This window comes from Herbaspirillum autotrophicum, from assembly GCF_001189915.1.
Lineage (GTDB): Bacteria > Pseudomonadota > Gammaproteobacteria > Burkholderiales > Burkholderiaceae_D > Herbaspirillum > Herbaspirillum autotrophicum.
The window spans coordinates 36,172-59,534 of the sequence record NZ_LFLS01000013.1 but is presented as its reverse complement, the minus strand read 5'-3'; the positions used below and the strand labels follow the sequence as shown (position 1 = coordinate 59,534).

Below are 23,363 nucleotides of genomic sequence, written 5' to 3'. Positions count from 1 at the left end.
TTTTCCACATCTTGAGAACTTGGTTACACTTGCACCTGCAAGTTCTTGATGATATGTTGAAATTCTGAATCATTTCCATCCGTACAACTCGCAAATGGCTCGCCCGTTCCGGCGCCGGCAGCGGTTTTTACGGACCTGCATTGATGAAATGCGCTGTGTTCGCCAGGTTCTTCCCCAGGGAACGTCTTCTACATCATATAAACATGCGTCTAAATACACATAGCAAGCGGTCCCGACTGAAGAAAATGAGTGCTGCCATGTTGTTGCTGGCGGCCAGCCTGCCAATGACAGCGGATGCTGCAGGTCTCGGCAAGCTGACGGTACTGTCGTCGCTGGGCCAGCCGCTGCGTGCTGAAATCGAATTGACGGCGGTGTCGAAGAAAGAAGCGGCGGAGCTGGTGGCCAAACTGGCTTCGGCAGATGCATTCAGTCGTGCCAACATCGATTTCAACCCGGTCTTGTCTTCCTTGCGCTTTGCCGTCGAGCAGCGCCAGGGCAAGCAACTGGTCAAGATCACCTCATCGCAACCGATCAATGAACCGTTTGTGGACCTGCTGCTGGAAGTCAGCGGCGGCGGCTCACGCGTGGTACGCGAATACACTTTCCTGCTGGACCCGCCTGATTCGCGTGCGCCCCAAAGCGTGCAAACGGCACCGGCAGTCGCACCGGCTCCGGCACAGGCCGCACCGGCTCAGCCCGCAGCTGCGGGTACGCCATCACAGGCCGCACCGGCACTGGTGTCCAATCAGGAAGATGAGCCGGTCAGCAGAATCGTTACCAAATCCGCGCCATCGCCACTGGCTGAAGAGCTGATTCGCAATAATCGTGCTGCTCCTGCCGCCGCTGCTGCGCCGACTCCGGCGCCCGCATCTGCACCGGCACCGGCTGCTGCGGCCGAAGAAACCAAGCCGGCCAGCAACACCCGCAAGGGTGACGTGGCTGCCAAGACGCCGGCAAAAACCGAAGCGCCGGCAGAGAAAACCGGCAAGGCCAATTCCTATCAGGTCAAGACGGGTGATACGCTGGCTGAAATCGCCGGCAAGAATAAGCCCAGGGGTGTTTCTCTCGATCAGATGCTGATTGCCTTGTATCAGGCCAATCCGGATGCGTTCGTGGGCGAAAATATCAATCGCTTGCGTGCCGGCCGCGTTCTGACGATCCCGCAGGCCGATACTGTCGGCGCGGTTGATCAGGGCGAAGCCAGAAGCCAGGTGATTGCGCAAGCCCGGGACTTCAACGAATATCGCAACAAGCTGGCAGGGCAGGTGGCAACCGGTCAGGCGCGCAAGGCGACGGATACCAAACAAAGTGTCAGCGGCAAGATTACCGCCAAGGTGGAAGAGCGCAACAGCGCGGCCGGCGAAGCGCGCGACAAGTTGCAACTGTCCCGCTCCGGCGACAAGGACAAGGCATCAGCAGCGGCGGCGGCTGAAGACAAGATTGCCGCCGACAAAGCGTTGGCAGAGGCCAATGATCGCGTCAAGGCGCTGGAAAAAAACGTTGGTGACCTGCAAAAATTGCTGGAAATCAAAGACAAGACACTGGCTGACCTGAGCGCGCAAAAAGCGCCGGAGAAGCCGGAAGCTGCCGCGGTAGCACCGGTTGCGGCGACGGAAGCCAAGCCGGAAGAGAACAAGCCGGCCGCTGCTGATGGCGCGACGCCGCCAGCGGAGCCACCTGCAGCGGTGCCGGCACCGCCAGCCGTTGCACCGGCAGCACCCGCAACGCCGGTAGTTGCGGCGCCGGCGGCACCAAAAGCGGAAGCATCGGCGCTGGATCAGGCGCTCGCCAATCCGTGGACGTTGCCCGGCGCTGGCGTGGTCGTTGCCGCACTGGCCGGACTCGGCCTGCTGCTGGCACGCCGCAAAAAAAAACCGTTAGCGGAGACTGAGGCCGAAGAAGAAGCAGCCGAGGAAACCCCCGAGCCGGTAGTAGCGGCGCCGGATGCCGTGGTGGAAACCGAGGTTGATCCGATTACCGAAGCCGACATGTATATCGCCTATGGCCGCGATGAACAGGCCGAAGATGTCTTGCGGCAGGCGCTGGTAACGCAGCCCGAGCGGCACGCCTTGCGTCTCAAGCTGCTGGAAATTTATGCCAAGCGCGAAGATGTGGTCGGCTTCAATGGTGCCGCCACGGAATTGCACGCTGCCACCGGCGGCGTGGGTGAGGAATGGGATCACGCGGTCGTCATGGGCGCCTTGCTGGACCCGGGCAATCCTTTGTATGGCGGCAATGACGCCGACGATGAAGAAGATGTCATGCAGGCGATTGACGTCGAAGGTCTGAGCAAGGCTGCGGCAGAGGAAGCCAAGCCGGAACCGGCGCCGAAGCCGGTGGTGACGCCGCCGCCACCGCCGCCGGTAGCGGAGGATAGTGGCATCGAGTTCGATCTGAGCGACTTCAAGGGCGCCGAGATTCAGCCGGGCTCCGTCCCGCCGGCCGATCTGGGCAACAAGATCGATTTTGATCTGGAACTTGACGGTGAAGCGCCCAAGGGTGATCTTGGCGCATTGACTGCTGCCAGTGCGGCGGCATTGCCGGATGCACCGGCAAAGCCGGCACCGGCGCCGGTGGCAATGAATGACATTGATCTTGACTTGCCGGCCGCCGAGCCAGCTGTTTCCGCCACTTCGGCATTTGATGACGAAGAGTCGGCGTTCGCGGCTGAAATGGGGACCAAGCTGGATCTGGCCGCGGCCTATCAGGAAATCGGCGACAAGGAAGGTGCGCGCGAGTTGCTGGAAGAAGTGATTCGCGGCGGTACCGATCAGCAAGTCGAACGCGCCAAGGCGGCGTTGTCGAAACTGAGCTGAGCGCGCCGCTTTTTCAAACTCAGGGGACGGGCGCCGCAGCTGGGCGCCCGTTTGTTGTTAACCTTCGATGTGCGGTAACGAAATGGCAGTAATGGAGTTTTCGACAGTGCCGGCGGCCAATGGGCAGGGCATGCACCGTATCGTGCTGGGTGTGCAGTATGACGGCACGCCTTGGCAAGGATGGCAGACCCAGCCGCACGGGCTGACGGTGCAAGACAAGCTGGAGTCGGCATTGCGTCAGTTCACGCTGAGCGAGATTGCCACGGTGTGCGCCGGACGTACTGATTCCGGTGTGCATGCGGTCGAGCAGGTGGTGCATTTTGATACCCCGGTGGTGCGCGAGATGGCGTCTTGGGTACGCGGCGTCAACGCCTTTTTGCCGTCATCCATTGCGGTGCGCTGGGCCTGTGAAGTCGCCGCCGATCCGCCGCTGGCGGCAGCCGGGCGTGACAACGGATTTCACGCCCGCTTCAGCGCCACTTCCCGCACTTATCATTACCTGTTGTACAACCACGCGGTGCGTTCGCCGCTGTTGCATGGCAAGGTGGGCTGGACTTTTCGTCCGCTCGATGTGGCGTCGATGCAGGAAGCTGCGCAATATCTGGTCGGGCAACATGATTTCAGCAGTTTCCGTGCCGTCGAGTGTCAGGCGCGTTCGCCAATCCGCACCATGGAGTCGTTGCAGGTGCGGCGGCAGGGGGACATGATCATTCTGACCTTGAAAGCGAATGCCTTCTTGCAGCACATGGTGCGCAACATCGTCGGTTCGCTGATCATGGTGGGTAACGGCAAGCAGTCGCCGCAATGGCTTGCACAAGTGCTGGAGCAGCGTGACCGCAGTTGCGCCGCGCCGACCTTCATGGCCGATGGTTTGTACCTGGCGCGGGTCGATTACCCGGCACATTGGGTGTTGCCGCAGGAAGATGCCGCGTGGCCCGGCCCCGGCTGATGCAGTAGACTAGGTGCTTTCGCCAGTTTTGCATTGAATTCATGACACATCGTACGAGAATCAAGATTTGCGGTCTGACGCGGTCGCAGGATGTGGCTGCGGTGGTGGCAGCCGGAGCCGACGCTGTCGGTTTCGTGTTTTACCCGCCCAGTCCGCGTTACGTGAGCGCCGCTGCTGCTGCCGCGCTGGTGGCCACGGTGCCGCCGTTTGTCAGTACCGTTGGACTGTTCGTCAATGCCACGGTGGATGAAGTCGCCGCCGTGCTGGCGCAGGCGCCTTTGTCATTGTTGCAATTCCACGGCGATGAAACGCCTGAGCAATGCGCCGCCATCGCGCATGCCGTGAAACGACCATTTATTCGCGCTGCCCGCATCGGCGCTGCTACAAGCGCCGATGATTTGTTAAAATGCGATCAGGATTATCGTTCAGCCAGTCCCTTTTTCTCGGGACTCTTGCTTGACACTCTGGTTGAGCAATATGGCGGCAGCGGAAAGGTTTTCGATTGGTCTCTCATTCCAGAAGAACTCGCGCCTCGGGTCGTTTTAAGTGGTGGCTTGAGCGTACAAAACGCGACTGACGCGGTGCAGCGCGTGCGTCCCTATGCGGTCGACATCAGCAGTGGTGTCGAGCAGCAAAAGGGGATCAAGGATGCCGCCAAAATAGCCGCCTTTGTCACGGCGGTACGGCTGGCGGACGCTACTCAAGAGTAGCCTGCAATCTCATTAGAGGAATTTCCATGAAAGAATTGAATCCGCTTGGCAATCTTGCCGGACGCCAAGCCGTTCCTGCGGCAGCCATGCAACAAACCGCTCCATATCATTTGCCTGACGCCCGTGGCCACTTTGGTCAGTACGGCGGCAGCTTCGTAGCGGAAACGCTGACGCTGGCGCTGGCCGAGCTGCGCGATGCGTACGCGCACTACCAGCATGACGAACAGTTTCTGGCTGAATTTCATTCCGAGCTCAAGCATTTTGTCGGTCGTCCAAGCCCGATTTACCACGCCAAACGCTGGTCGGAAGAAGCCGGCGGCGCGCAGATCTACTTCAAGCGGGAAGATCTGAACCACACCGGCGCGCACAAGATCAATAACGTCATCGGTCAGGCCTTGCTGGCCAAGCGCATGGGCAAGAAGCGCATCATCGCTGAAACCGGCGCCGGTCAGCATGGCGTTGCCACGGCCACCATCTGCGCCCGCTTCGGCATGGAGTGCATCGTCTACATGGGCAGCGAAGACGTCAAGCGTCAGTTGCAGAACGTGTACCGCATGAATCTGCTGGGCGCCAAGGTGGTGCCGGTGGAATCCGGTTCCAAGACCCTCAAGGACGCGCTCAACGAGGCAATGCGCGACTGGGTCACCAATATCGAAACCACGTTCTACATCATCGGCACGGTGGCGGGTCCGCATCCTTATCCGATGATGGTGCGTGACTTCCAGTCAGTGATCGGCAATGAATGCCTGGTGCAGATGCCGGAAATCGCCAGCCGCCAGCCTGACTATGTGGTGGCTTGCGTGGGCGGTGGTTCGAATGCGATGGGGATTTTCTATCCCTATATCGATCATCATGATGTGCAGCTGGTCGGCGTGGAAGCCGCTGGTGACGGCCTTGATACCAATCGCCATTCGGCATCGCTGACGCTCGGTTCGCCCGGCGTGCTGCACGGCAACCGTACCTATCTGTTGCAAGATGAAAACGGCCAGATCATGGAAACCCATTCAGTCTCGGCCGGTCTCGATTATCCGGGCGTCGGTCCTGAACACGCATGGCTCAAGGACAGCGGCCGCGCGCAATACCAATGCATCACCGATGAAGAAGCGCTGGCAGCGTTCCATACCTGTTGTCGTATCGAAGGCATCATCCCGGCACTGGAATCGAGTCATGCACTGGCGTATGCCGCCAAGCTGGCCGCGACTTTGCCCAAGGACAAGATCGTACTGGCCAATTTGTCCGGACGCGGTGACAAGGATATGCATACCGTGCAGCAACGGCAGGCCTGAAGCTGCGGCAGCCGTCGAACCCCCGCGCAGGCGGGGGATGAATATCATACGATCTGAAAAAATATATCAATCATGTCTCGCATCCAATCCACTTTTTCCGCACTCTCGGCACAACGCAAGAAGGGTTTGATCACCTTCATTACGGCCGGCGATCCGTCACCGCAGTTGACGGTGCCGCTGATGCACGCGCTGGTCGCCGGTGGCGTCAATATTCTTGAACTGGGCGTGCCGTTTTCCGACCCGATGGCCGAAGGTCCGGTGATTCAGCGGGCCTGCGAACGTGCCTTGAAGTTTGGCGTCAGCACCCGTGATGTACTGGAATACGTGCGCGAATTTCGAAAGACCGACGCGGTAACGCCGGTGGTACTGATGGGTTATGCCAATCCGATCGAACGCTTTGGCGTCGATGCGTTCATTGCGGCGGCGAAAGATGCCGGTGTGGACGGCACCATCGTGGTGGATTATCCGCCGGAAGAATGCGAAGAATTTGCGCAAAAAATGCAAGCCAACGGCATGGATCCGATTTTCCTGCTGGCGCCGACCTCGACCGAAGCGCGTATCCGTCAGGTGGCCAAGGTCAGCAGCGGCTTCAGCTATTACGTCTCGCTCAAGGGTGTGACCGGCGCCGGCAATATCGATACTGCGGAAGTGGCGGCGCGCATTGCGGCCATCCGCGAACATGTCAAATTGCCAATCGGCGTCGGCTTCGGTATCCGCGATGGCGCTACCGCGCGGGCCGTGGCTGAAGTGGCAGACGCCGTGGTGATCGGCAGCCGCATCATTCAGGAGCTGGAAAACACGCCGCACGATCAGGCAGTTGCTGCAGTGCAAGTATTTGTCACGGACATTCGCCAGGCGCTGGACGCCTGATGTTGCCCGATTCACGTCCCGCCGGATCGCGACCGCTGACGCCAAAATGGCACTGGTTGCGGCTCTCCGTCGGAATTAACGACTGGCGTATGGCTCTGGTACAATGCGCCACCGGAATGTCTTAAAGAGGTTTCTATGAGTTGGCTAGAGAAATTACTCCCGCCTCAGATTCAACGTAGCGACTCCGCCAGTCGGAAGTCGATACCCGAAGGATTGTGGGTCAAGTGCCCGTCCTGCGAAGCAGTGTTATACCGTACCGACCTGGAATCCAATCTCCACGTCTGCCCCAAATGCAGCCATCACATGCGGATTCGCGCACGTGCGCGGCTGGATGCCTTGCTCGACGAAGGTGGCCGGTATGAAATCGGCCAGGAAACCCTGCCGGTCGACACCCTCAAGTTCAAAGACAGCAAAAAATATCCGGATCGTCTGAAAGACGCGCTGGAATCGACTGGTGAAACCGACGCCATGGTAGTCATGGGCGGCGCCATCATGACCTTGCCGGTAGTGGTTGCCTGCTTCGAATTCGAATTCATGGGCGGCTCGATGGGTTCGGTGGTCGGTGAACGTTTTGCCCGTGGCGCCCAAATGGCGCTGGAACAAAAAGTGCCGTTCATCTGCGTCACAGCCACCGGCGGTGCGCGTATGCAGGAAGGCTTGCTGTCATTGATGCAGATGGCCAAGACCACTTCCATGCTGACCAAGCTGGCAGAAAAGAAATTGCCGTTCATCAGCGTCCTGACTGATCCGACCATGGGCGGCGTGTCTGCCTCGTTCGCGTTCATGGGCGACATCGTGATGGCCGAGCCAAAGGCGCTCATCGGTTTTGCCGGTCCGCGCGTGATTGAAAATACCGTACGCGAAAAATTGCCGGAAGGCTTCCAGCGTTCGGAATTCCTGGTGCAAAAGGGCGCTATCGACATGATCGTCGACCGCCGCAAGATGCGCGAAGAAATCGCCCGTTTGCTGGCGTTGTTGCAAAATCAGGCAGCGGAAACAGTTTCCTGATTTGCCTGCCGGCGACAAACCCGAACTTGGCAGTGCTTGCAAGTTCGGGTTTTTGCCTTTCATTTCCTGATAAATCTCCGCAATTCACGTCATGCCACAGCAAAAGCCCCCAACCCCCGATAATCTGGCCGACTGGCTGACGCTGCTTGAACAACGTCATCCCAAAGCCATCGACATGGGGCTGGAGCGCACCACGCAGGTCAAGAATCAGCTCGATATCCGCTTTGACTGCCCGGTGATCACGGTCGCCGGCACCAATGGCAAGGGCTCGACCTGCGCCATGCTGGAGTCGATCCTGATGCGTGCCGGCTATCGCGTCGGCCTGTATATCAAACCGCATTTCCTGCACTTCAATGAACGCGCCCGTCTGCGCGGCGAGCCGGCTTCGGACGCCATGCTGATTGCGGCCTTCGAGGCCGTGGAAGCGGCACGCGGCGAGATTTCGCTGACCTATTTCGAATTCACCACGCTGGCCATCATGAAATTGCTGGCTGACGCCCATCTCGACGTCGTGATTCTGGAAGTCGGTCTGGGTGGTCGTCTGGATGCCGTCAATGTGATTGATGCCGATGTCAGCATCGTCACCAGCATCGACATCGATCACACCGATTATCTGGGCAGTACCCGCGAAGCCATCGGTTTCGAAAAGGCCGGCATCTATCGCGCCGGCAAGGCTGCCATCTGCGGCGACCCCATGCCGCCGCAATCGCTGATCAAGCACGCCGACGCCATCGGTGCCGATCTGTGGCTGATGGGCCGCGACTTCAACTACATGGGCGACAAGCAGCAATGGAGTTATGGCGGTCGGGCCCAGCGCCGCAACTCGCTGGCCTACCCCAGCCTGCGCGGCGCCAATCAGTTACTGAATGCCTCCGCTGCGCTGGCTGCTTTGGAAGCCTTGCGCGATCGCCTGCCGGTAGGGGCGCAAGAAGTGCGTACCGGACTGGCCACGGTGGAATTGCCGGGCCGCTTCCAGGTATTGCCCGGGCAGCCGCTGGTGATTCTGGATGTGGCGCATAACCCGCATGCCGCTGCCGCGCTCGCACAAAATCTGGACAACATGGGCTTTCACCCCTATACCTTCGCCATCTTCGGCTCCATGCTGGACAAGGATATCGAAGGCGTGATCGGACACCTCAAGGGCAAGATCGATCACTGGTGCGTGACCGACCTGCCATTGCCGCGCGCGGCGACCGCGCAACAGCTCAAGGATAAATTGCTGGAAGCCGGGGTGGAGCCGGAATACAAGCCGGATGCAGCATGCACCATAGAAACCTTCGACACGCCGGCGGCAGCTTTTGCAAATGCACAGAGCAGAGCGGGTGAGAATGATAGAATTGTGGTTTTCGGATCTTTCCTCACCGTCGCCGGAGTGATGGAAGCCCGCAAACCGGAATTGCACTGATATCGCATTGAATTGGCCGCGCAATCTGCAGTGCGGCCGGCATCGGAGATGACCGCCCTGGTTTTTTGAGCGGCAGCCGTTGCGGGAGTACCACGAAGCACCCGGCCACACGAGCGTGGAATGCGTTATTTTCCGTCCGCAGTTTAGTTTTTTACAGACCACTCAATTTATATCCGCATGGGCTTGTTCTCGTTTTTTCGTAAAAACAAGCAGGAAGCTGCTTCAGGTCAGGGCGAATTTCGCTCCCGTTCCGCAGGTGATGCGCCGGCTGCCGCTACCCGCAGCAAGCGCAAGGCAGGCAAGGAAGAGTCGGCCGATCCGGTATTGCCCGAGAAAAAACGCGCACGCCGTCGTCTGATCGGTGCCGTGGCGCTGGTGCTGGCGGTGGTGATTCTGTTGCCGATGGTGCTGGATTCCGAACCCAGGCCGCTGGCCGACGATATTGCGATCCAGATTCCATCCAAGGAGCCCGCTGCTACCGCTGCGCCGGCTGCCACAGCACCTGATGCCAAGGTGGCAACAGGCGCCGGCCTGGATCAAAAGGAAGAAATCGTGGCGCCGGCCAATGTGCCAGTGACGCCACCGGTGGTCGCACAGGCTGTGCCGGCGGCGCCAGCCGTCAAGCCGGCCGAGAATCCGGTCGAAAAAGCACCAGAAAAAATTGCCGAAAAGCCAGTTGAAAAACCAGCTGACAAGCCGGAGCATGAAAAGCCGAAGGCGGCCAAGCCAGTCAAGCCGGAACCTGAGCGCAAGCCAGTGGTCAAGACTGAGGACAGCGACGCTCGCGCACTGGCCATTCTGGAAGGTAAACCTGCCGCCGACAAGAAGCCGGCAGCCAGCGGCGGCAAATTCGTGATTCAGGTCGCAGCACTGGCCACGCAGGAAAAAATCGATGAATTGCGCAACAAGCTCAGTGGCGCCGGCATCAAGACCTATACGCAAAAGGTAGCAACCCAGTCCGGGGATCGCACGCGCATTCGCGTCGGCCCGTTCGGCAGCCGTGATGAGGCCGAGAAGATGCGGGGCCGGATCAACAAGCTTGGTTTGAGCGCCACCATTGTTCCCGCTTGAAATTGTCGACTATTAGCTGCATATTGTCATTGTGACGATTTTTGATTACCTGATATTGCTGGTGCTGGTCTGTTCGGTCGTGATCAGCACCTTGCGCGGATTGGTCAAGGAAGTGTTGTCGCTGGCGAGCTGGATCATCGCACTGGTGGTCGCCAACGCCTACGGCGAAGCGCTGGCCAAAATGTTGCCGGAAGCCATCCCGGGCGATTCGACCAGATTGATCGTGGGTTTCATTGCACTGTTTCTCGGTACCCGTCTGTTGATGGGGTTGTTGAGCAGAGCCCTCAATGAGGTGGTCAAGGCCACCGGGTTGTCGCTGGTGGATCGCGGTTTGGGTGGTTTGTTCGGTTTGGCGCGTGGTCTGGTGATTGTGCTGGCAGTGGTATTGCTGTGTGGCACGACATCCATTCCGCAGCAACCGTTCTGGAAGGATGCATTGTTCAGTCCGCTGGCGGAAACTGCAGCGGCAACGGTCATGCCTTATTTGCCCGGGCAGTTCGCGCAGCATGTCAGTTTTTAATTTCGTTCTTGTTTAGGAGTCCACCATGTGTGGCATAGTCGGCATCGTTTCCCATAGTCCCGTCAATCAGTTGCTTTACGATGCGCTGTTGCTGTTGCAGCATCGCGGTCAGGATGCAGCCGGGATCGCAACCAATCATGGCAGCGGTTTTTCCATGCACAAGGCCAACGGTCTGGTGCGTGACGTATTCCGTACCCGCAACATGCGTTCGCTGCCAGGCAATACCGGCATCGGCCAGGTCCGCTATCCGACCGCCGGCAGCTCGTCGAGCGAAGATGAAGCGCAACCGTTCTACGTCAATGCGCCATTCGGCATCACGCTGGCGCATAACGGCAATCTGACCAATGCCGAACAGCTCAAGGTCGAGATGTTCAAGAACGACCGCCGTCATATCAATACCGATTCCGATACCGAAGTGTTGCTCAACGTGTTTGCACACGAACTGCAACAAGCCACCACCGGCTATTCGCTGGATCCGGCGGCACTGTTCAAGGCCGTTGCCATGGTGCACAAGCGCGTGCGCGGTTCGTACGCGGTGGTGGCGCAGATTGCCGGCTACGGTCTGATCGGTTTCCGCGATCCGTACGGCATTCGCCCGATGTGCATCGGCTTCAATGAAACCGACAAGGGTTCCGAATATGTGATGGCCAGCGAATCGGTGGCGCTCGAAGGTCTGGGCTTCCGTTTCCTGCGTGACGTCATGCCGGGCGAAGCGATTTTCATCGACAACGACGGCAAGCTGTACAACCAGCAATGCGCCGAAAATCCGACCCTCAATCCATGCGCGTTCGAATTCGTCTATCTGGCGCGTCCGGATTCGATCATCGACGGCGCGTCGGTCTACGCCACACGCCTGAAGATGGGCGAATTCCTGGCCGACAAGATCCGTACCCAAATCAGCAGCGGTGAAATCGACGTCGTCATGCCGATTCCTGACTCGTCGCGTCCGGCCGCCATGGAGCTGGCGCTGAAACTGGGCATCGAGTATCGCGAAGGCTTCATCAAGAATCGCTACATCGGCCGTACCTTCCTGATGCCGGGGCAAGCGATCCGCAAGAAGTCGGTACGTCAGAAACTCAACGCCATCGGTTCCGAATTCAAGGGCAAGAGCGTGCTGCTGGTGGATGACTCCATCGTGCGCGGTACGACCAGCCGCGAGATCGTGCAGATGGCGCGCGAAGCCGGCGCCAAGCGCGTGATCTTTGCATCGGCCGCGCCACCGGTCAAGTTCCCGAACGTGTACGGGATCGACATGCCGACCCGTGACGAACTGATCGCCTATGGCCGCACCGACGACGAAGTGTGCCGCGAAATCACTGCCGATGCGCTGGTGTACCAGGAAGTCGAAGCGCTCAAGCGTTCGATTTCGGAAGTCAATCCGGCCTTGCGCAATTTCGAGGCATCCTGTTTCGACGGTCATTACATCACTGGCGATATCTCGCGCGACTATCTCGATCGTATCGAGTTTGCCCGCAAGAATCCGAAGCCGGCGCTGGAAGACGCGGTCCGCTCGCAATTGAATCTGAACCTGGCACGCGTAGACTGAAGCGGCAGGAATTTCTGCCACAGTCCATGATGTACCTGGCGCCGGATGCTGTTTGCAGCACTCCGGCGCTTTTCATTGCGATGCCGTTTCGCCATTCACATTCTCATCATCGTTTGCCATTCCATTTTCCAACATGAACGACAAGAAAAAATACGGTTTCACCACCACGATTTTGCACAGTGATCGCCAAAAATCGATTGAACACGGCTCCTTGCACAAGCCGATCCATACCTCGGTTGCCTTCGGCTACAAAGATGCGCGGCAACTGGCCGAAGTGTTTCAGGGCAAGCAGCCCGGTTATCGCTATGGCCGTCAGGGTAATCCGACGGTCGGCGCGCTGGAAGACAAGATCAGCAAGATGGAAGACGGCATCGCCACGATCTGCTTCGCCACCGGGATGGCGGCCATCGGCGCCGTGGTGCAAGGCTTGTTGCGCGAAGGCGATCACGTCGTATCGTCAGCTTTTCTGTTCGGCAATACCAACAGCCTGTGGATGACCGTCAATGCCCAGGGCGCACGGGTATCGCTGGTGGATGCCACCGATGTTGCCAATGTTGAAGCGGCGTTGACACCGGCCACGCGCATCGTGTTTGTCGAGACGATTGCCAATCCGCGCACCCAGATCGCCGATTTGAAACGCATTGGCGAGCTGTGCCGTGAGCGCGGTATTTTGTATATCGTCGATAACACCATGACTTCGCCCTATCTGTTTCAGCCGAAAAGCGTCGGTGCCGGTCTGGTGGTGAATTCGCTGACCAAGTCGATTGGCGGTCATGGCAATGCCCTCGGTGGTGCTTTGACCGATACCGGGGTGTATGACTGGTCGCGTTATCCGCACATTGCCGATAATTACAAACGCAATCCGCAGGCGCAATGGGGCATCGCCCAGATTCGCGCCAAAGCCTTGCGTGACTTCGGCGCTTCGCTGGGACCAGAAGCTGCGCATCACATCGCCGTCGGTGCCGAAACCATGGCCTTGCGTCAGGAGCGCGAATGCGCCAATGCCTTGGCGGTAGCGCAGATGCTGAGTGCCGATGCGCGCGTGGCAGCGGTGCATTACCCCGGTTTGCCCGGCCATCCGCAGCATGCGCTGGCAAGTGAATTATTCCGTTCGTATGGCAGCTTGCTGAGCTTTGAGCTCAACGACAATATCGATTGCTTCGATTATCTGAACCGCATGCAACTGGCGATACCGGCCAGCAATCTCGGTGACACCCGCACGCTGGTGATCCCGGTGGCGCATACGATTTTCTATGAGATGGGTGCCGAACGGCGCGCCGCGATGGGGATTGCTGAATCATTGATCCGGGTGTCGATCGGGCTGGAAGATACCGCCGACCTGGTGGAAGATTTCCGGCAAGCGCTGGATCAGTAAAGCGTCAGATCTTCGCAGGCAACGTCATGTTGCCCGCACAAGAAAACTGCCCCGTGAGACGGGGCAGTTTGCTGATGGCCGAAGATGTCAGGGCAGCAGATTGGAGGCGGCCGCTTTATCCGCCCATTTGCTGGTGTAACTTGGCTTGAACGTCTTGAAACGATTGACCAGCGTGGCCGGATCGGCTTCATGCATCATCAGCAGCGCCTGTTCGGCAGTGACGAAGCGGGCGCTGACCAGATGCTCGACGAAGGCGATCAGGTGATCGTAAAAGCCGTCAACGTTGAGCAGGGCAATCGGTTTGTAGTGGAAACCGAGCTGGGCCCAGGTCAGCACTTCAAACAATTCTTCCAGTGTGCCCATGCCGCCCGGCATGGCAATGAAACCATCCGACAATTCGGCCATCATGGCCTTGCGCTCATGCATGTCCTTGACGATATGCAGGCGGGTCAGGCCGTTATGGCCCAGTTCCTTGTCCAGCAGTGCCTTGGGGATGACACCGGTGGCTTCGCCGCCGAGCCGGATCACTTCGGTGGCGATGACACCCATCAGGCCAACGTTACCGCCGCCATAGACCAGCGCAATATTGTCTTTCACCATTTGTTGCGCGAGCACGCGCGCGGCTTCCGCATAGACCGGCGAAGCGCCGGGGGAGGAGCCGCAATAGACACAGATAGATTTCATTTTTTCTCCAGCAATTGAACAACGCCATAATGTTATACCATGCCAGCATCAGGATGCCGCGAACGGGATCTGCTGATCATAGCGGCATACCATGACGTTCCGGTGACAGCGGTCAGTACCAGGGTTTCTCCGGTGTATCGAAGCAAAGGACAGCATGCAAAACAAGATTGTGTCGTTGGCATTGCAGGGCGGTGGATCGCACGGGGCATTTACCTGGGGCGTTCTCGATCGATTGCTGGAAGATGGTCGCATTTCTTTTGAAGGTATCAGTGGCGCCAGTGCCGGCGCCATGAACGCAGTAGTGATGGCACATGGTTTTGTGGAGGATGGTCGCGATGGCGCCCGCGCGGCACTGGAGAAATTCTGGACCGGCATTGCCATCAAGGAGCCTTTCAACTTTGGCGGTAATCAGGCCGCCGATTCCGAGGCACTGATCAATTCCGGTCCCAGCGCCGGCATGCAGGCATTTCTGGCAATGGCGCGGTTTTTTTCGCCGGCGCAGCTCAATCCGATGGGCTTCAATCCCTTGCGCGATATGCTGGAGCAACAGATTGATTTTGAACGCTTGCGCAAGCGCGGCAACATCAAATTGTTCATTGCCGCCACGCAAGTCAGTACCGGTACCCTGAAGGTGTTTCGCAACCGCGAAGTGTCGCTCGACAGCCTGCTGGCGTCGGCCTGTCTGCCGGCCATCCACCGCGCCGTGGAAATTGACGGGGAGGCCTACTGGGATGGCGGCCTGACCGCCAATCCGCCGATCTTCCCGTTGCTGCATCTGTGCTCGGCGCGCGACATCATGGTGCTGCTGCTGCATCCCTGCCGGCGTCCGACGATACCGACCACCACCGAGGAGATCGGTCACCGGCTCAGCGAAATCAGTTTCAGTTCAGCCTTTTTTACCGAACTGGGCGGATTGGCGCTGGCCAAGCGCGAAGCCGAAGGCACCTTGTTTTCTTTCGGCGCGCTGGAGCGTCGCCTGAAACGCTTGAATATGCACATGATCGATGCCAACGATCTGATGAGCCAGTTGTCCGTGATGAGCAAGCTCAATACCCAGGCTTCATTCATTCACGGTTTGTTTGAGCAGGGCCGGTTGCGTGCCGAACAATGGCTGACCGAAAATTTCCGCAGTCTGGGCGTGAAATCCTCATTCGACCTGAGCCGTTATTTGCAATGAGCGCGTGAGCGGTCCGGCGCGGGCGGCAGCAGCCAGCGGTAAAGCGTTCTATACTCGAAGGTTTTCGTCATATTGCCTGCCATGAAGTCATCCCGTTCCGAATTTCTCGACATCCGCGGTCTGCGTTATCACGTTCGCCATTGGGGCGACGAGAGCGCACCCAAGTTATTCATGCTGCACGGCTGGATGGATATGTCAGCCTCGTTCCAATTCGTGGTCGACTGCCTGCAGCAAGAATGGCACGTCATTGCGCCGGACTGGCGCGGTTTCGGCCTGACCGAAAGAACCGCCGCCGATACCTATTGGTTCCCGGATTATCTGGCCGATCTCGACGCCATTCTGTTGCGCTACTCGCCGCACGAAGCCGTCAATTTGCTGGGACACAGTCTGGGCGGCAATGTGGTCGGCGTGTATGCCGGCGTGCGGCCGCAGCGGATCGCCAAGCTGATCAACCTGGAAGGCTTTGGCATGCCGACCGCCAAGCCCGGGCAGGCGCCGGCACGGTTTGCCAAATGGCTCGATGAATTGCAGAGCCGGCCGGGAATGAAAACCTATGGGTCCTTGCAAGAAGTGGTGGCACGGCTGCAAAAGACCAATCCTCGTCTCAGTACCGCACGTGCGACCTTCCTGGCGTCGCACTGGTCGACCGAAGTCAGCGACGGTTGCTGGGAAATTCTCGGCGATCCCAAGCACAAGAATGCCAATCCCATCTTGTATCGGGTCGAAGAAGTATTGGCCTGCTGGCAGCAAATCACGGCACCGGTATTGTGGGTGGAAGCCGCCGATACCGATATCTGGAAATGGTTCGGCCTGACCGGATCAATGCGCGAAGAAGTGGATCGTCGCATCGGTTTCATCCCCAAGGTGGACGTCAAGATCGTACCGAATGCCGGACACATGCTGCATCATGATCAGCCGCAATTGCTGGCAACGCTGATCGAAGATTTTCTCGCCACCTGACAGGCACGCGGGGCGGCGAAGTCTTGCACCCGCTGCCATGTGCACCCGCAGCATGGGTGACGCAAGCGGCGTACAATGAGCCCATGCGCATACTTTCCTTATCGGTGTCAGCCCCATGCTGAATGTCGATCTCCACTGTCATTCAAATGTTTCCGACGGCATCTTGCCGCCGGCGGCAGTCGCTGCCCGCGCCAAGGCCAATGGCGTCGATGTGTGGGCCCTGACCGATCACGATGAAATCAGCGGCGTCGCTGCCGCCCGCGCCGCCGCCGGGGCGCTTGATCTGGGGTTTGTGCCAGGGGTCGAAATTTCGGTGACCTGGGCCGGGCAGACGGTGCATATCGTCGGCTTGCAAATCGATGAAACCAACCCGGCGCTGGTGCAGGGCCTGGCGGCGACACGCAATGGCCGCGAGGGGCGCGCGCGCGAGATGGCCGGGCAACTGGCAGCGGCCGGTATTCCGGATGCGTTTGAAGGCGCGTTGCGGCATGTCGGCAATGCCGATCTGATGTCGCGTACGCATTTTGCGCGTTACATCGTTGAGCTTGGCCGTTGCGTCGATACCAAGGAAGTGTTTCGCAATTACCTGATCGAAGGCAAGCCGGGTTATGTGCCACATCGCTGGGCTTCGCTGGAGCAGGCGGTGGCGTGGATTGGCGGTGCCGGTGGCGTGGCCGTGATTGCGCATCCGGGTCGTTATCGCTACAGCGACATGGAATTCGGCGTGCTGTTCGATCAATTCAAGCAAATGGGTGGCAAGGCGATTGAAGTCACCACTGGCAGCCATACGCCCGACCAATACGAAGAATATGCCCGGGTGGCCCGCCGCTATGATTTTCTGGCGTCGATTGGCTCCGACTTCCACGGTCCCGGCGAATCACGCGTCGATCTGGGCTGCCTGCCACCGTTGCCGGCCGGCTTGACGCCAGTCTGGCATGATTGGGCGCTGTAATACCCGCAGCTTCGCTCATCGGTCATCATCCTCTTGAAATTACGGTTACAAGTCCTATCTAATAACCACTTTAATAGTAGGAGTTTCCAACATGAAACGCATTTTCCTGTTCCTGGCTACCAACATTGCTGTACTGGTAGTGATGAGCGTGATTCTGTCGCTGCTGGGGGTGGACAAGTTTTTAACCAGCTCCGGCCTGAATCTGCCGATGTTGCTGGTGTTTTCGCTGGTGGTCGGTTTTACCGGCTCCATCATTTCCTTGCTGATGAGCAAGACCATGGCCAAATGGTCGACTGGTGCGCGCGTCATCGACACCCCCGCCAATTCGACGGAATTGTGGCTGGTGGATACCGTGCGCAAGCTGGCGCAACGGGCCGGCATCGGCATGCCGGAAGTGGCGGTCTATGATGGCGAACCGAATGCCTTTGCTACCGGCGCCTTCAAGGATTCAGCGCTGGTGGCGGTCTCGACCGGTTTGCTGCAAGGCATGACCAAGGAAGAAGTCGAAGCCGTGCTGGGTCATGAAGTGGCGCACATTGCCAATGGCGATATGGTGACCATGACCTTGATCCAAGGGGTGGTGAATACATTCGTGGTGTTCTTGTCGCGCGTGGTGGGTTACTTTGTCGATCGCGCCATTTCACGCAACAGCGATGATGCGCCCGGCATCGGTTACATGGTGACCGTGATCATCTGCCAGATCGTGTTCGGTCTCGGCGCTTCGATGATCGTGGCCTGGTTCTCGCGTCATCGTGAATTCAGGGCAGATGCCGGTTCTGCCAAGTTGCTGGGCAGTCCGCAACCGATGGTCAATGCGCTGGCTCGCCTCGGCGGGGTTCCGGTCAGTGGTTTGCCAGAGTCGATGGCGGCCATGGGCATCAATGACAAGCCGGGGTTCATGGCGCTGTTTTCCAGCCACCCGCCGCTGGAGGAACGGATCGCTGCGCTGCGCGGTCAACGCTGACAGCAAGTTTGGCAATAACGTGAGCGGCGGTATGATTACCGCCGCTTTTTTGATTTTTTGATTTCCATTCGAGAAGCGACATGAGTCAGTTTTTCCAAATTCATCCGGACAATCCGCAGCAGCGCCTGATCAAACAGGCGGCGCAGATCATCCATGCCGGCGGCATTGTCGCCTTGCCGACCGATTCCTGTTATGCGCTGGTATGCCAGCTCGACAACAAGGATGCCGTAGAGCGCGTGCGCCGTATCCGCGGGGTCGACGACAAGCATCATCTGACCTTGCTGTGCCGCGATCTGAGCGAGATCGCCCAGTACGCCAAGGTGGATAACCGCCAGTACCGTCTGCTCAAGGCGGCGACGCCGGGTCCTTATACCTTCATCCTCGAAGCCACCAAGGAAGTGCCGCGCCGGCTCAGTCATCCTTCGCGCAAAACCATCGGTCTGCGGGTGCCGGAAAACACCATTGCGCATGCCTTGCTGGCCGAACTGGGGCAACCGCTGCTCGGCACCACACTGATGTTGCCGGAGCAAGAACACGCCTTGACCAGCGCCGATGACATCCGCGATGCGCTGGAAAAGCAGATCGAACTGGTCATCGACAGCGGCGCCTGCAGTCTGGAGCCAACCACCGTGATCGACCTCAGTGATGAGAACCAGCCGGTGCTGGTACGACAAGGGCGGGGCGATGCCAGCCCGTTCGGACTTTGAGCGGCCCCGGTTTTCTGCATTGACTCACCTCCCTGCGCCGCCTGTGGCGCATCTCTGTTTCCCCGGCAAACGGCCCGGAAAGCGATGACATGACAGCATGTTTTTTCGAATTTCCGCAGTGCCGGCTTGCCCCTCTGATAAAATTCGGCCATGAATGATCTTATCCAGACTGTCGCGGTGTATGCGCTGCCGGTACTTTTCGCCATTACACTGCACGAGGCAGCACATGCTTTCGCAGCAAAATATTTCGGCGATACCACGGCCTACATGCTGGGACGCATGAGTCTCAATCCCCTCAAACACATTGATCCGTTCGGCACGATCGTGATTCCGATCCTGCTGTACTTTGCCACCAGCGGCGCCTTCCTGTTCGGCTATGCGAAACCGGTACCGATTGATTTCGGCAAGCTGCGCAAGCCCAAGCGCGACATGGCGTGGGTGGCGCTGGCCGGGCCTGCCGCCAATTTCCTGATGGCGCTGATCTGGACCCTGATCATTTACGGTCTGGTAATTTTCGGTGTCGAAGAAGACTTCTTCATGTTGATGGCCAAGGCCGGCGTGCTGACCAATCTGGTCATGTTTGCCTTCAATCTGTTTCCGATCCCGCCGCTTGACGGTGGCCGCATCCTGACCAGCCTGTTGCCGCACAAATATGCCTACAAGTTCGCGCAGATCGAGCCATACGGCTTCTTCATCGTGATGGCGCTGGTGCTGCTGAAAGTGATCTACACTTGGTGGATGGCGCCTGTCATGTTCCTGGCAAGCTGGTTGCTGCAACTGATCACATCACCCATTTCCTTATTTTTTAGTTAATCCACAACATGTATCCTGACCGCGTTGTCTCCGGCATGCGTCCTACGGGCGCCTTGCATCTGGGCCATTATCACGGGGCGCTGAAAAACTGGGTGAAGTTGCAATCCGAATTGCCGTGCCTGTTTTTTGTTGCCGACTGGCATGCATTGACGACACATTACGATGACCCCAGCGTCATCGAAACCAGCACCTGGGACATGGTGATCGACTGGCTCGCCGCCGGTGTCGATCCGTCGCAGGCGACGCTGTTCATCCAGTCGCGGATTCCGGAACATGCGGAATTGCATTTGCTGCTGTCGATGGCGACGCCGCTCGGGTGGCTGGAGCGGGTGCCGACCTACAAGGATCAGCAAGACAAACTGTCGGACCGCGATCTGGGTACCTATGGCTTTCTCGGCTATCCATTGATGATGGCGGCCGATGTCCTGATTTATCGCGCCAGCCAGGTGCCGGTCGGTGAAGATCAGATCCCGCACATCGAAATCATGCGCGAGATCTCGCGTCGCTTCAATCACTTGTACGGCAAGGAAAAGGGCTTTGAAGAAAAAGCCCGTGATGCCGTCAAGAAACTGGGCAGCAAGCGCTCCAAGCTGTATCAGGAATTGCGTACCCAGTTTCAGGAGCAGGGTAATGAAGAGGCGCTGGAGCAGGCCAAGGCCATGCTCGACGATGCGCAAAACCTGTCGATGATCGATCGCGAGCGCCTGTTCGGTTACCTCGAAGGCAGCCGCAAGCTGATCCTGACCGAACCGCAGGCCTTGCTGACTGAAGCGTCGCGCCTGCCGGGTCTGGATGGCGCCAAGATGTCAAAAAGTTATGGCAATACCATTGCCCTGCGGGAAGACAAGGATTCGGTCACCAAAAAGGTCCGTACCATGCCGACCGATCCGCAGCGCGTACGGCGCACCGATCCGGGCGATCCGGACAAGTGCCCGGTGTGGCAATTCCATCTGGTGTATTCGGATGAACCGACCAAAACCTGGGCCGCCAATGGCTGTCGTACTGCCGGCATTGGTTGTCTGGAATGCAAGCAACCGGTAATCGATGCCATATTGAAAGAACAACAACCGATGCTGGAGCGGGCGCAGCAGTATCTTGACGATCCGTCACTGGTGCGGGCCATCGTCGCCGATGGTTGCGATAATGCCCGCAAGATGGCGCAGGACACCATGCGTGACGTGCGCGAGGCGATGGGGCTGGGCTATTGATCCGCTCCCGGAGTACGCGCGGCGTGCCGCCGGAGTTGCGCGAAACCCATGCTGCACAAGGGTTTGCGCAGATGCGGACGGTGTCCGCAGGCTTGCTGTATTTAACAAGTTGACCGGTACGGGTGGCTATCCGCTACAATCAACGTTTTCTCGTTTACCTAATTACGTACGCACATCATGATTAACGGCAGCATAGTCGCAATCGTCACCCCCATGCATCCAGATGGCAGCCTCGATTTTCCGGGCCTGCGCAAACTGATCGACTGGCATATCGCGGAGGGCACGGACGGTATCGTTATCGTCGGCACTACCGGCGAATCGCCGACCGTATCAGTGGAAGAACATTCCGAACTGATCAAGGTGGCGGTTGAACATACAGCCAAACGGATTCCGATCATCGCCGGCACCGGCGGCAACTCCACTTCGGAAGCGATCGAGCTGACGGCCTATGCCAAGAAGATTGGCGCAGATGCCTCGCTGCAAGTGGTGCCTTACTACAATCGCCCGACGCAGGAAGGCATGTATCTGCACTTCCGCAAGATCGCCGAGTCGGTTGATCTGCCATCGATTTTGTACAATGTGCCAGGGCGTACCGTGGCCGACATGAGCAATGAAACGATTCTGCGTCTGGCGCAGGTGCCGGGCATTGTCGGTGTCAAGGACGCGACCGGCAACATCGGACGCGGTACTGATCTGATCCGTCTGGCGCCGAAGTCGTTTGCGGTGTATTCCGGTGATGATGCGACTGCCATCGCGCTGATGCTGTATGGCGGCCAGGGCAATATTTCGGTGACCGCCAACATCATGCCGCGCACCATGCATGAAATGTGTGTGGCGGCAATGGCAGGCAATGTCGCCAAGGCTGTGGAACTGAATAACAAGATGCTGCCGTTGCATCACAAACTGTTTGTCGAGCCGAATCCGGTGCCGCTGAAATGGGCGATGACCGAAGCGGGTCTGATTCCTTCCGGCATGCGTCTGCCGCTTGCTCCGCTGGGTGCTGACTACCACGACGTGGTACGTGCGGCCTTGCGCGAGTCTGGTGTATTAAAATAATGCGCCGGCTGCCGACGCGCGTTTCTCCCTTGAACCCCGAACCCGCATTTCATTGCAACGATATGACTATTCGCAAGAACGCTAAACCTGTATCGCATACACTTTCACACCGCAGCCTGTTCATGGTCCTTGCTCTCGCAGGACTGGCCGGTTGCACTTCCGTCGGCAGCTTGCTCGAAGGTGATCGTATCGATTACAAAAGTGCGGAAAAGGCCAAGGCGCCCCGACTCGAAGTACCGCCTGATCTGACGCAACTGCAGCGCGACAACCGTTACGCGATTCCTGAAGCCAGCAAAGGTGTGGCGACTGCGTCCGGCTACAACCTGCAACAGACTACGCGTCCTGCCAATGACATAGCGGCAGTGGCGCCAAAGGCCAAGGGCGATATCCGGATCGAACGAGATGGTTCGCAACGCTGGCTGGTCGTGGGTCAGACACCGGAAGTGCTGTGGCCGCAGATCAAGGATTTCTGGCAGGATTCCGGTTTCCTGATCAATGTCGAATCGCCCGATACCGGCGTGATGGAAACCGACTGGGCTGAAAACCGCGCCAAGATTCCTCAGGATTTCGTCCGCAACACGCTGGGCAAAGTGTTTGATTCGCTGTACTCGACCGGTGAACGCGACAAGTTCCGTACCCGTCTGGAGCGTGGCCCGAACGGCACCACTGAAATTTTCGTCAGCCACCGTGGCGCCGAAGAAGTGCTGACCGGTTCCGCCAAGGAATCGTCGGTATGGACTGCGCGTCCTTCGGATCCGGGTCTGGAAGCAGAATTCCTGTCGCGTCTGATGGTGCGTCTGGGTGCCGAAGAAACCAAGGCCAAGGCTGCAGTTGCCAATGCCCCGACATTGCAGTCGCGTTCCAGATTGCTGAAGACCGCGCAAGGTTCTACCGTGCAGGTCGATGAAGGTTTTGACCGCGCATGGCGCCGTATCGGCCTGGCACTGGATCGCGTCGGCTTCACTGTTGAAGACCGTGACCGTTCGCAAGGTTTGTATTTCGTGCGTTATGTCGATCAGGCGCAAGATGCCAAGGACAAGGAAAGCAATCCGGGCTTCTTCTCGAAACTGTTCTCCAGCTCCAAGGACAAGGACAAGAAGGCTGCGCGTTATCGCATCGTCGTCAAGGGCAGTGGCGACAGCAGCAACATCACTGTGCAGAATAATGACGGTCAGACCGAAGTGTCTTCGGCAGCCGACAAGATTCTGGCGCTGCTCAATGAACAGCTGAAGTAATTTCAGATCTGTTGTGTGAAGTAATCTTTACCGTGCGTTCGCGAGGCCGCT

21 protein-coding genes are annotated in these 23,363 nt (G+C 58.4%); 20 read left to right on the top strand and 1 reads right to left on the bottom strand.

All coding sequences use genetic code 11. From position 1 onward, the window contains the following. The first annotated feature begins 245 nt into the window (after nucleotides 1-245). The 11 genes from AKL27_RS11945 (at nucleotide 246) to AKL27_RS11895 (ending at nucleotide 13,556) form a co-directional block, all read left to right on the top strand. Entirely contained in the window at nucleotides 246-2,816 is a 2,571-nt protein-coding gene (locus AKL27_RS11945; protein WP_232310977.1) for a FimV/HubP family polar landmark protein, read from the top strand. A gap of 91 nt (nucleotides 2,817-2,907) precedes the next feature. Further along, nucleotides 2,908-3,765, top strand: a complete 858-nt coding sequence (gene truA / locus AKL27_RS11940) for a tRNA pseudouridine(38-40) synthase TruA (protein ID WP_050463051.1) — start codon at nucleotides 2,908-2,910, stop codon at nucleotides 3,763-3,765. A 41-nt stretch (nucleotides 3,766-3,806) separates the two neighbouring features. Beyond that, nucleotides 3,807-4,475: a phosphoribosylanthranilate isomerase gene (locus AKL27_RS11935; RefSeq protein WP_050463050.1), complete on the top strand. Its 669-nt coding sequence runs from the start codon at nucleotides 3,807-3,809 to the stop codon at nucleotides 4,473-4,475. Nucleotides 4,476-4,501: 26 nt separating this feature from the next. Further along, nucleotides 4,502-5,761 carry a tryptophan synthase subunit beta gene (trpB, locus tag AKL27_RS11930; RefSeq protein WP_050463049.1) on the top strand — a complete coding sequence of 420 codons (1,260 nt, stop codon included), beginning with the start codon at nucleotides 4,502-4,504 and terminating at the stop codon, nucleotides 5,759-5,761. Between the two features lie 72 nt (nucleotides 5,762-5,833). Next, nucleotides 5,834-6,631, top strand: coding sequence for a tryptophan synthase subunit alpha (trpA, locus tag AKL27_RS11925; protein ID WP_050463048.1), 798 nt, complete (start codon nucleotides 5,834-5,836; stop codon nucleotides 6,629-6,631). A gap of 135 nt (nucleotides 6,632-6,766) precedes the next feature. Continuing rightward, nucleotides 6,767-7,639, top strand: coding sequence for an acetyl-CoA carboxylase, carboxyltransferase subunit beta (accD, locus tag AKL27_RS11920; protein ID WP_050463047.1), 873 nt, complete (start codon nucleotides 6,767-6,769; stop codon nucleotides 7,637-7,639). 91 nt (nucleotides 7,640-7,730) lie between these two features. After that, nucleotides 7,731-9,044: a bifunctional tetrahydrofolate synthase/dihydrofolate synthase gene (gene folC / locus AKL27_RS11915; protein WP_050463046.1), complete on the top strand. Its 1,314-nt coding sequence runs from the start codon at nucleotides 7,731-7,733 to the stop codon at nucleotides 9,042-9,044. Nucleotides 9,045-9,221: 177 nt separating this feature from the next. After that, nucleotides 9,222-10,115, top strand: coding sequence for an SPOR domain-containing protein (locus AKL27_RS11910; protein ID WP_050463045.1), 894 nt, complete (start codon nucleotides 9,222-9,224; stop codon nucleotides 10,113-10,115). 31 nt (nucleotides 10,116-10,146) lie between these two features. Further along, complete coding sequence (locus AKL27_RS11905; protein ID WP_050463044.1) at nucleotides 10,147-10,635, top strand: CvpA family protein; 489 nt, start codon at nucleotides 10,147-10,149, stop codon at nucleotides 10,633-10,635. Nucleotides 10,636-10,660: 25 nt separating this feature from the next. Then, nucleotides 10,661-12,181 carry an amidophosphoribosyltransferase gene (purF, locus tag AKL27_RS11900; RefSeq protein ID WP_050463043.1) on the top strand — a complete coding sequence of 507 codons (1,521 nt, stop codon included), beginning with the start codon at nucleotides 10,661-10,663 and terminating at the stop codon, nucleotides 12,179-12,181. A gap of 133 nt (nucleotides 12,182-12,314) precedes the next feature. Continuing rightward, a complete protein-coding gene (locus tag AKL27_RS11895; RefSeq protein ID WP_050463125.1) occupies nucleotides 12,315-13,556 on the top strand; it encodes a cystathionine gamma-synthase family protein in 1,242 nt (413 codons plus the stop codon). An 87-nt stretch (nucleotides 13,557-13,643) separates the two neighbouring features. On the opposite strand, the gene AKL27_RS11890 is transcribed toward AKL27_RS11895, so the two are convergent. Next, entirely contained in the window at nucleotides 13,644-14,240 is a 597-nt protein-coding gene (locus AKL27_RS11890; protein ID WP_050463042.1) for an LOG family protein, read from the bottom strand. 154 nt (nucleotides 14,241-14,394) lie between these two features. Here AKL27_RS11890 and AKL27_RS11885 point away from each other — a divergent pair, with 154 nt between their 5' ends. From AKL27_RS11885 to bamC, 9 genes are all read left to right on the top strand, one after another. Continuing rightward, a complete protein-coding gene (locus AKL27_RS11885; protein ID WP_050463041.1) occupies nucleotides 14,395-15,417 on the top strand; it encodes a patatin-like phospholipase family protein in 1,023 nt (340 codons plus the stop codon). An 81-nt stretch (nucleotides 15,418-15,498) separates the two neighbouring features. Then, entirely contained in the window at nucleotides 15,499-16,377 is an 879-nt protein-coding gene (locus tag AKL27_RS11880) for an alpha/beta fold hydrolase (RefSeq protein ID WP_050463040.1), read from the top strand. Between the two features lie 115 nt (nucleotides 16,378-16,492). Next, nucleotides 16,493-17,329, top strand: coding sequence for a 3',5'-nucleoside bisphosphate phosphatase (locus AKL27_RS11875; RefSeq protein WP_050463039.1), 837 nt, complete (start codon nucleotides 16,493-16,495; stop codon nucleotides 17,327-17,329). A 91-nt stretch (nucleotides 17,330-17,420) separates the two neighbouring features. Continuing rightward, nucleotides 17,421-18,293, top strand: coding sequence for a protease HtpX (gene htpX / locus AKL27_RS11870; protein WP_050463038.1), 873 nt, complete (start codon nucleotides 17,421-17,423; stop codon nucleotides 18,291-18,293). 80 nt (nucleotides 18,294-18,373) lie between these two features. Next, a complete protein-coding gene (locus tag AKL27_RS11865; RefSeq protein ID WP_050463037.1) occupies nucleotides 18,374-19,000 on the top strand; it encodes an L-threonylcarbamoyladenylate synthase in 627 nt (208 codons plus the stop codon). Nucleotides 19,001-19,150: 150 nt separating this feature from the next. Beyond that, entirely contained in the window at nucleotides 19,151-19,813 is a 663-nt protein-coding gene (locus tag AKL27_RS11860; protein ID WP_050463036.1) for a site-2 protease family protein, read from the top strand. Nucleotides 19,814-19,821: 8 nt separating this feature from the next. After that, entirely contained in the window at nucleotides 19,822-21,021 is a 1,200-nt protein-coding gene (locus AKL27_RS11855; RefSeq protein WP_050463035.1) for a tryptophan--tRNA ligase, read from the top strand. A gap of 177 nt (nucleotides 21,022-21,198) precedes the next feature. Further along, on the top strand, nucleotides 21,199-22,077 hold the full coding sequence (gene dapA, locus AKL27_RS11850) for a 4-hydroxy-tetrahydrodipicolinate synthase (RefSeq protein WP_050463034.1): 879 nt from the start codon (nucleotides 21,199-21,201) through the stop codon (nucleotides 22,075-22,077). Nucleotides 22,078-22,139: 62 nt separating this feature from the next. Continuing rightward, nucleotides 22,140-23,312, top strand: coding sequence for an outer membrane protein assembly factor BamC (bamC, locus tag AKL27_RS11845; RefSeq protein ID WP_050463033.1), 1,173 nt, complete (start codon nucleotides 22,140-22,142; stop codon nucleotides 23,310-23,312). The last annotated feature ends 51 nt before the right edge of the window (nucleotides 23,313-23,363 follow it).

Bases quoted from the DNA above. Each gene is read 5' to 3' on its own strand.
- AKL27_RS11945 (WP_232310977.1), top strand. From the start codon at position 246: ATGAGTGCTGCCATGTTGTTGCTGGCGGCCAGCCTGCCAATGACAGCG.
- truA (WP_050463051.1), top strand. From the start codon at position 2,908: ATGGAGTTTTCGACAGTGCCGGCGGCCAATGGGCAGGGCATGCACCGT.
- AKL27_RS11935 (WP_050463050.1), top strand. From the start codon at position 3,807: ATGACACATCGTACGAGAATCAAGATTTGCGGTCTGACGCGGTCGCAG.
- trpB (WP_050463049.1), top strand. From the start codon at position 4,502: ATGAAAGAATTGAATCCGCTTGGCAATCTTGCCGGACGCCAAGCCGTT.
- trpA (WP_050463048.1), top strand. From the start codon at position 5,834: ATGTCTCGCATCCAATCCACTTTTTCCGCACTCTCGGCACAACGCAAG.
- accD (WP_050463047.1), top strand. From the start codon at position 6,767: ATGAGTTGGCTAGAGAAATTACTCCCGCCTCAGATTCAACGTAGCGAC.
- folC (WP_050463046.1), top strand. From the start codon at position 7,731: ATGCCACAGCAAAAGCCCCCAACCCCCGATAATCTGGCCGACTGGCTG.
- AKL27_RS11910 (WP_050463045.1), top strand. From the start codon at position 9,222: ATGGGCTTGTTCTCGTTTTTTCGTAAAAACAAGCAGGAAGCTGCTTCA.
- purF (WP_050463043.1), top strand. From the start codon at position 10,661: ATGTGTGGCATAGTCGGCATCGTTTCCCATAGTCCCGTCAATCAGTTG.
- AKL27_RS11895 (WP_050463125.1), top strand. From the start codon at position 12,315: ATGAACGACAAGAAAAAATACGGTTTCACCACCACGATTTTGCACAGT.
- AKL27_RS11890 (WP_050463042.1), bottom strand. From the start codon at position 14,240: ATGAAATCTATCTGTGTCTATTGCGGCTCCTCCCCCGGCGCTTCGCCG.
- AKL27_RS11885 (WP_050463041.1), top strand. From the start codon at position 14,395: ATGCAAAACAAGATTGTGTCGTTGGCATTGCAGGGCGGTGGATCGCAC.
- AKL27_RS11880 (WP_050463040.1), top strand. From the start codon at position 15,499: ATGAAGTCATCCCGTTCCGAATTTCTCGACATCCGCGGTCTGCGTTAT.
- AKL27_RS11875 (WP_050463039.1), top strand. From the start codon at position 16,493: ATGCTGAATGTCGATCTCCACTGTCATTCAAATGTTTCCGACGGCATC.
- htpX (WP_050463038.1), top strand. From the start codon at position 17,421: ATGAAACGCATTTTCCTGTTCCTGGCTACCAACATTGCTGTACTGGTA.
- AKL27_RS11865 (WP_050463037.1), top strand. From the start codon at position 18,374: ATGAGTCAGTTTTTCCAAATTCATCCGGACAATCCGCAGCAGCGCCTG.
- AKL27_RS11860 (WP_050463036.1), top strand. From the start codon at position 19,151: ATGAATGATCTTATCCAGACTGTCGCGGTGTATGCGCTGCCGGTACTT.
- AKL27_RS11855 (WP_050463035.1), top strand. From the start codon at position 19,822: ATGTATCCTGACCGCGTTGTCTCCGGCATGCGTCCTACGGGCGCCTTG.
- dapA (WP_050463034.1), top strand. From the start codon at position 21,199: ATGATTAACGGCAGCATAGTCGCAATCGTCACCCCCATGCATCCAGAT.
- bamC (WP_050463033.1), top strand. From the start codon at position 22,140: ATGACTATTCGCAAGAACGCTAAACCTGTATCGCATACACTTTCACAC.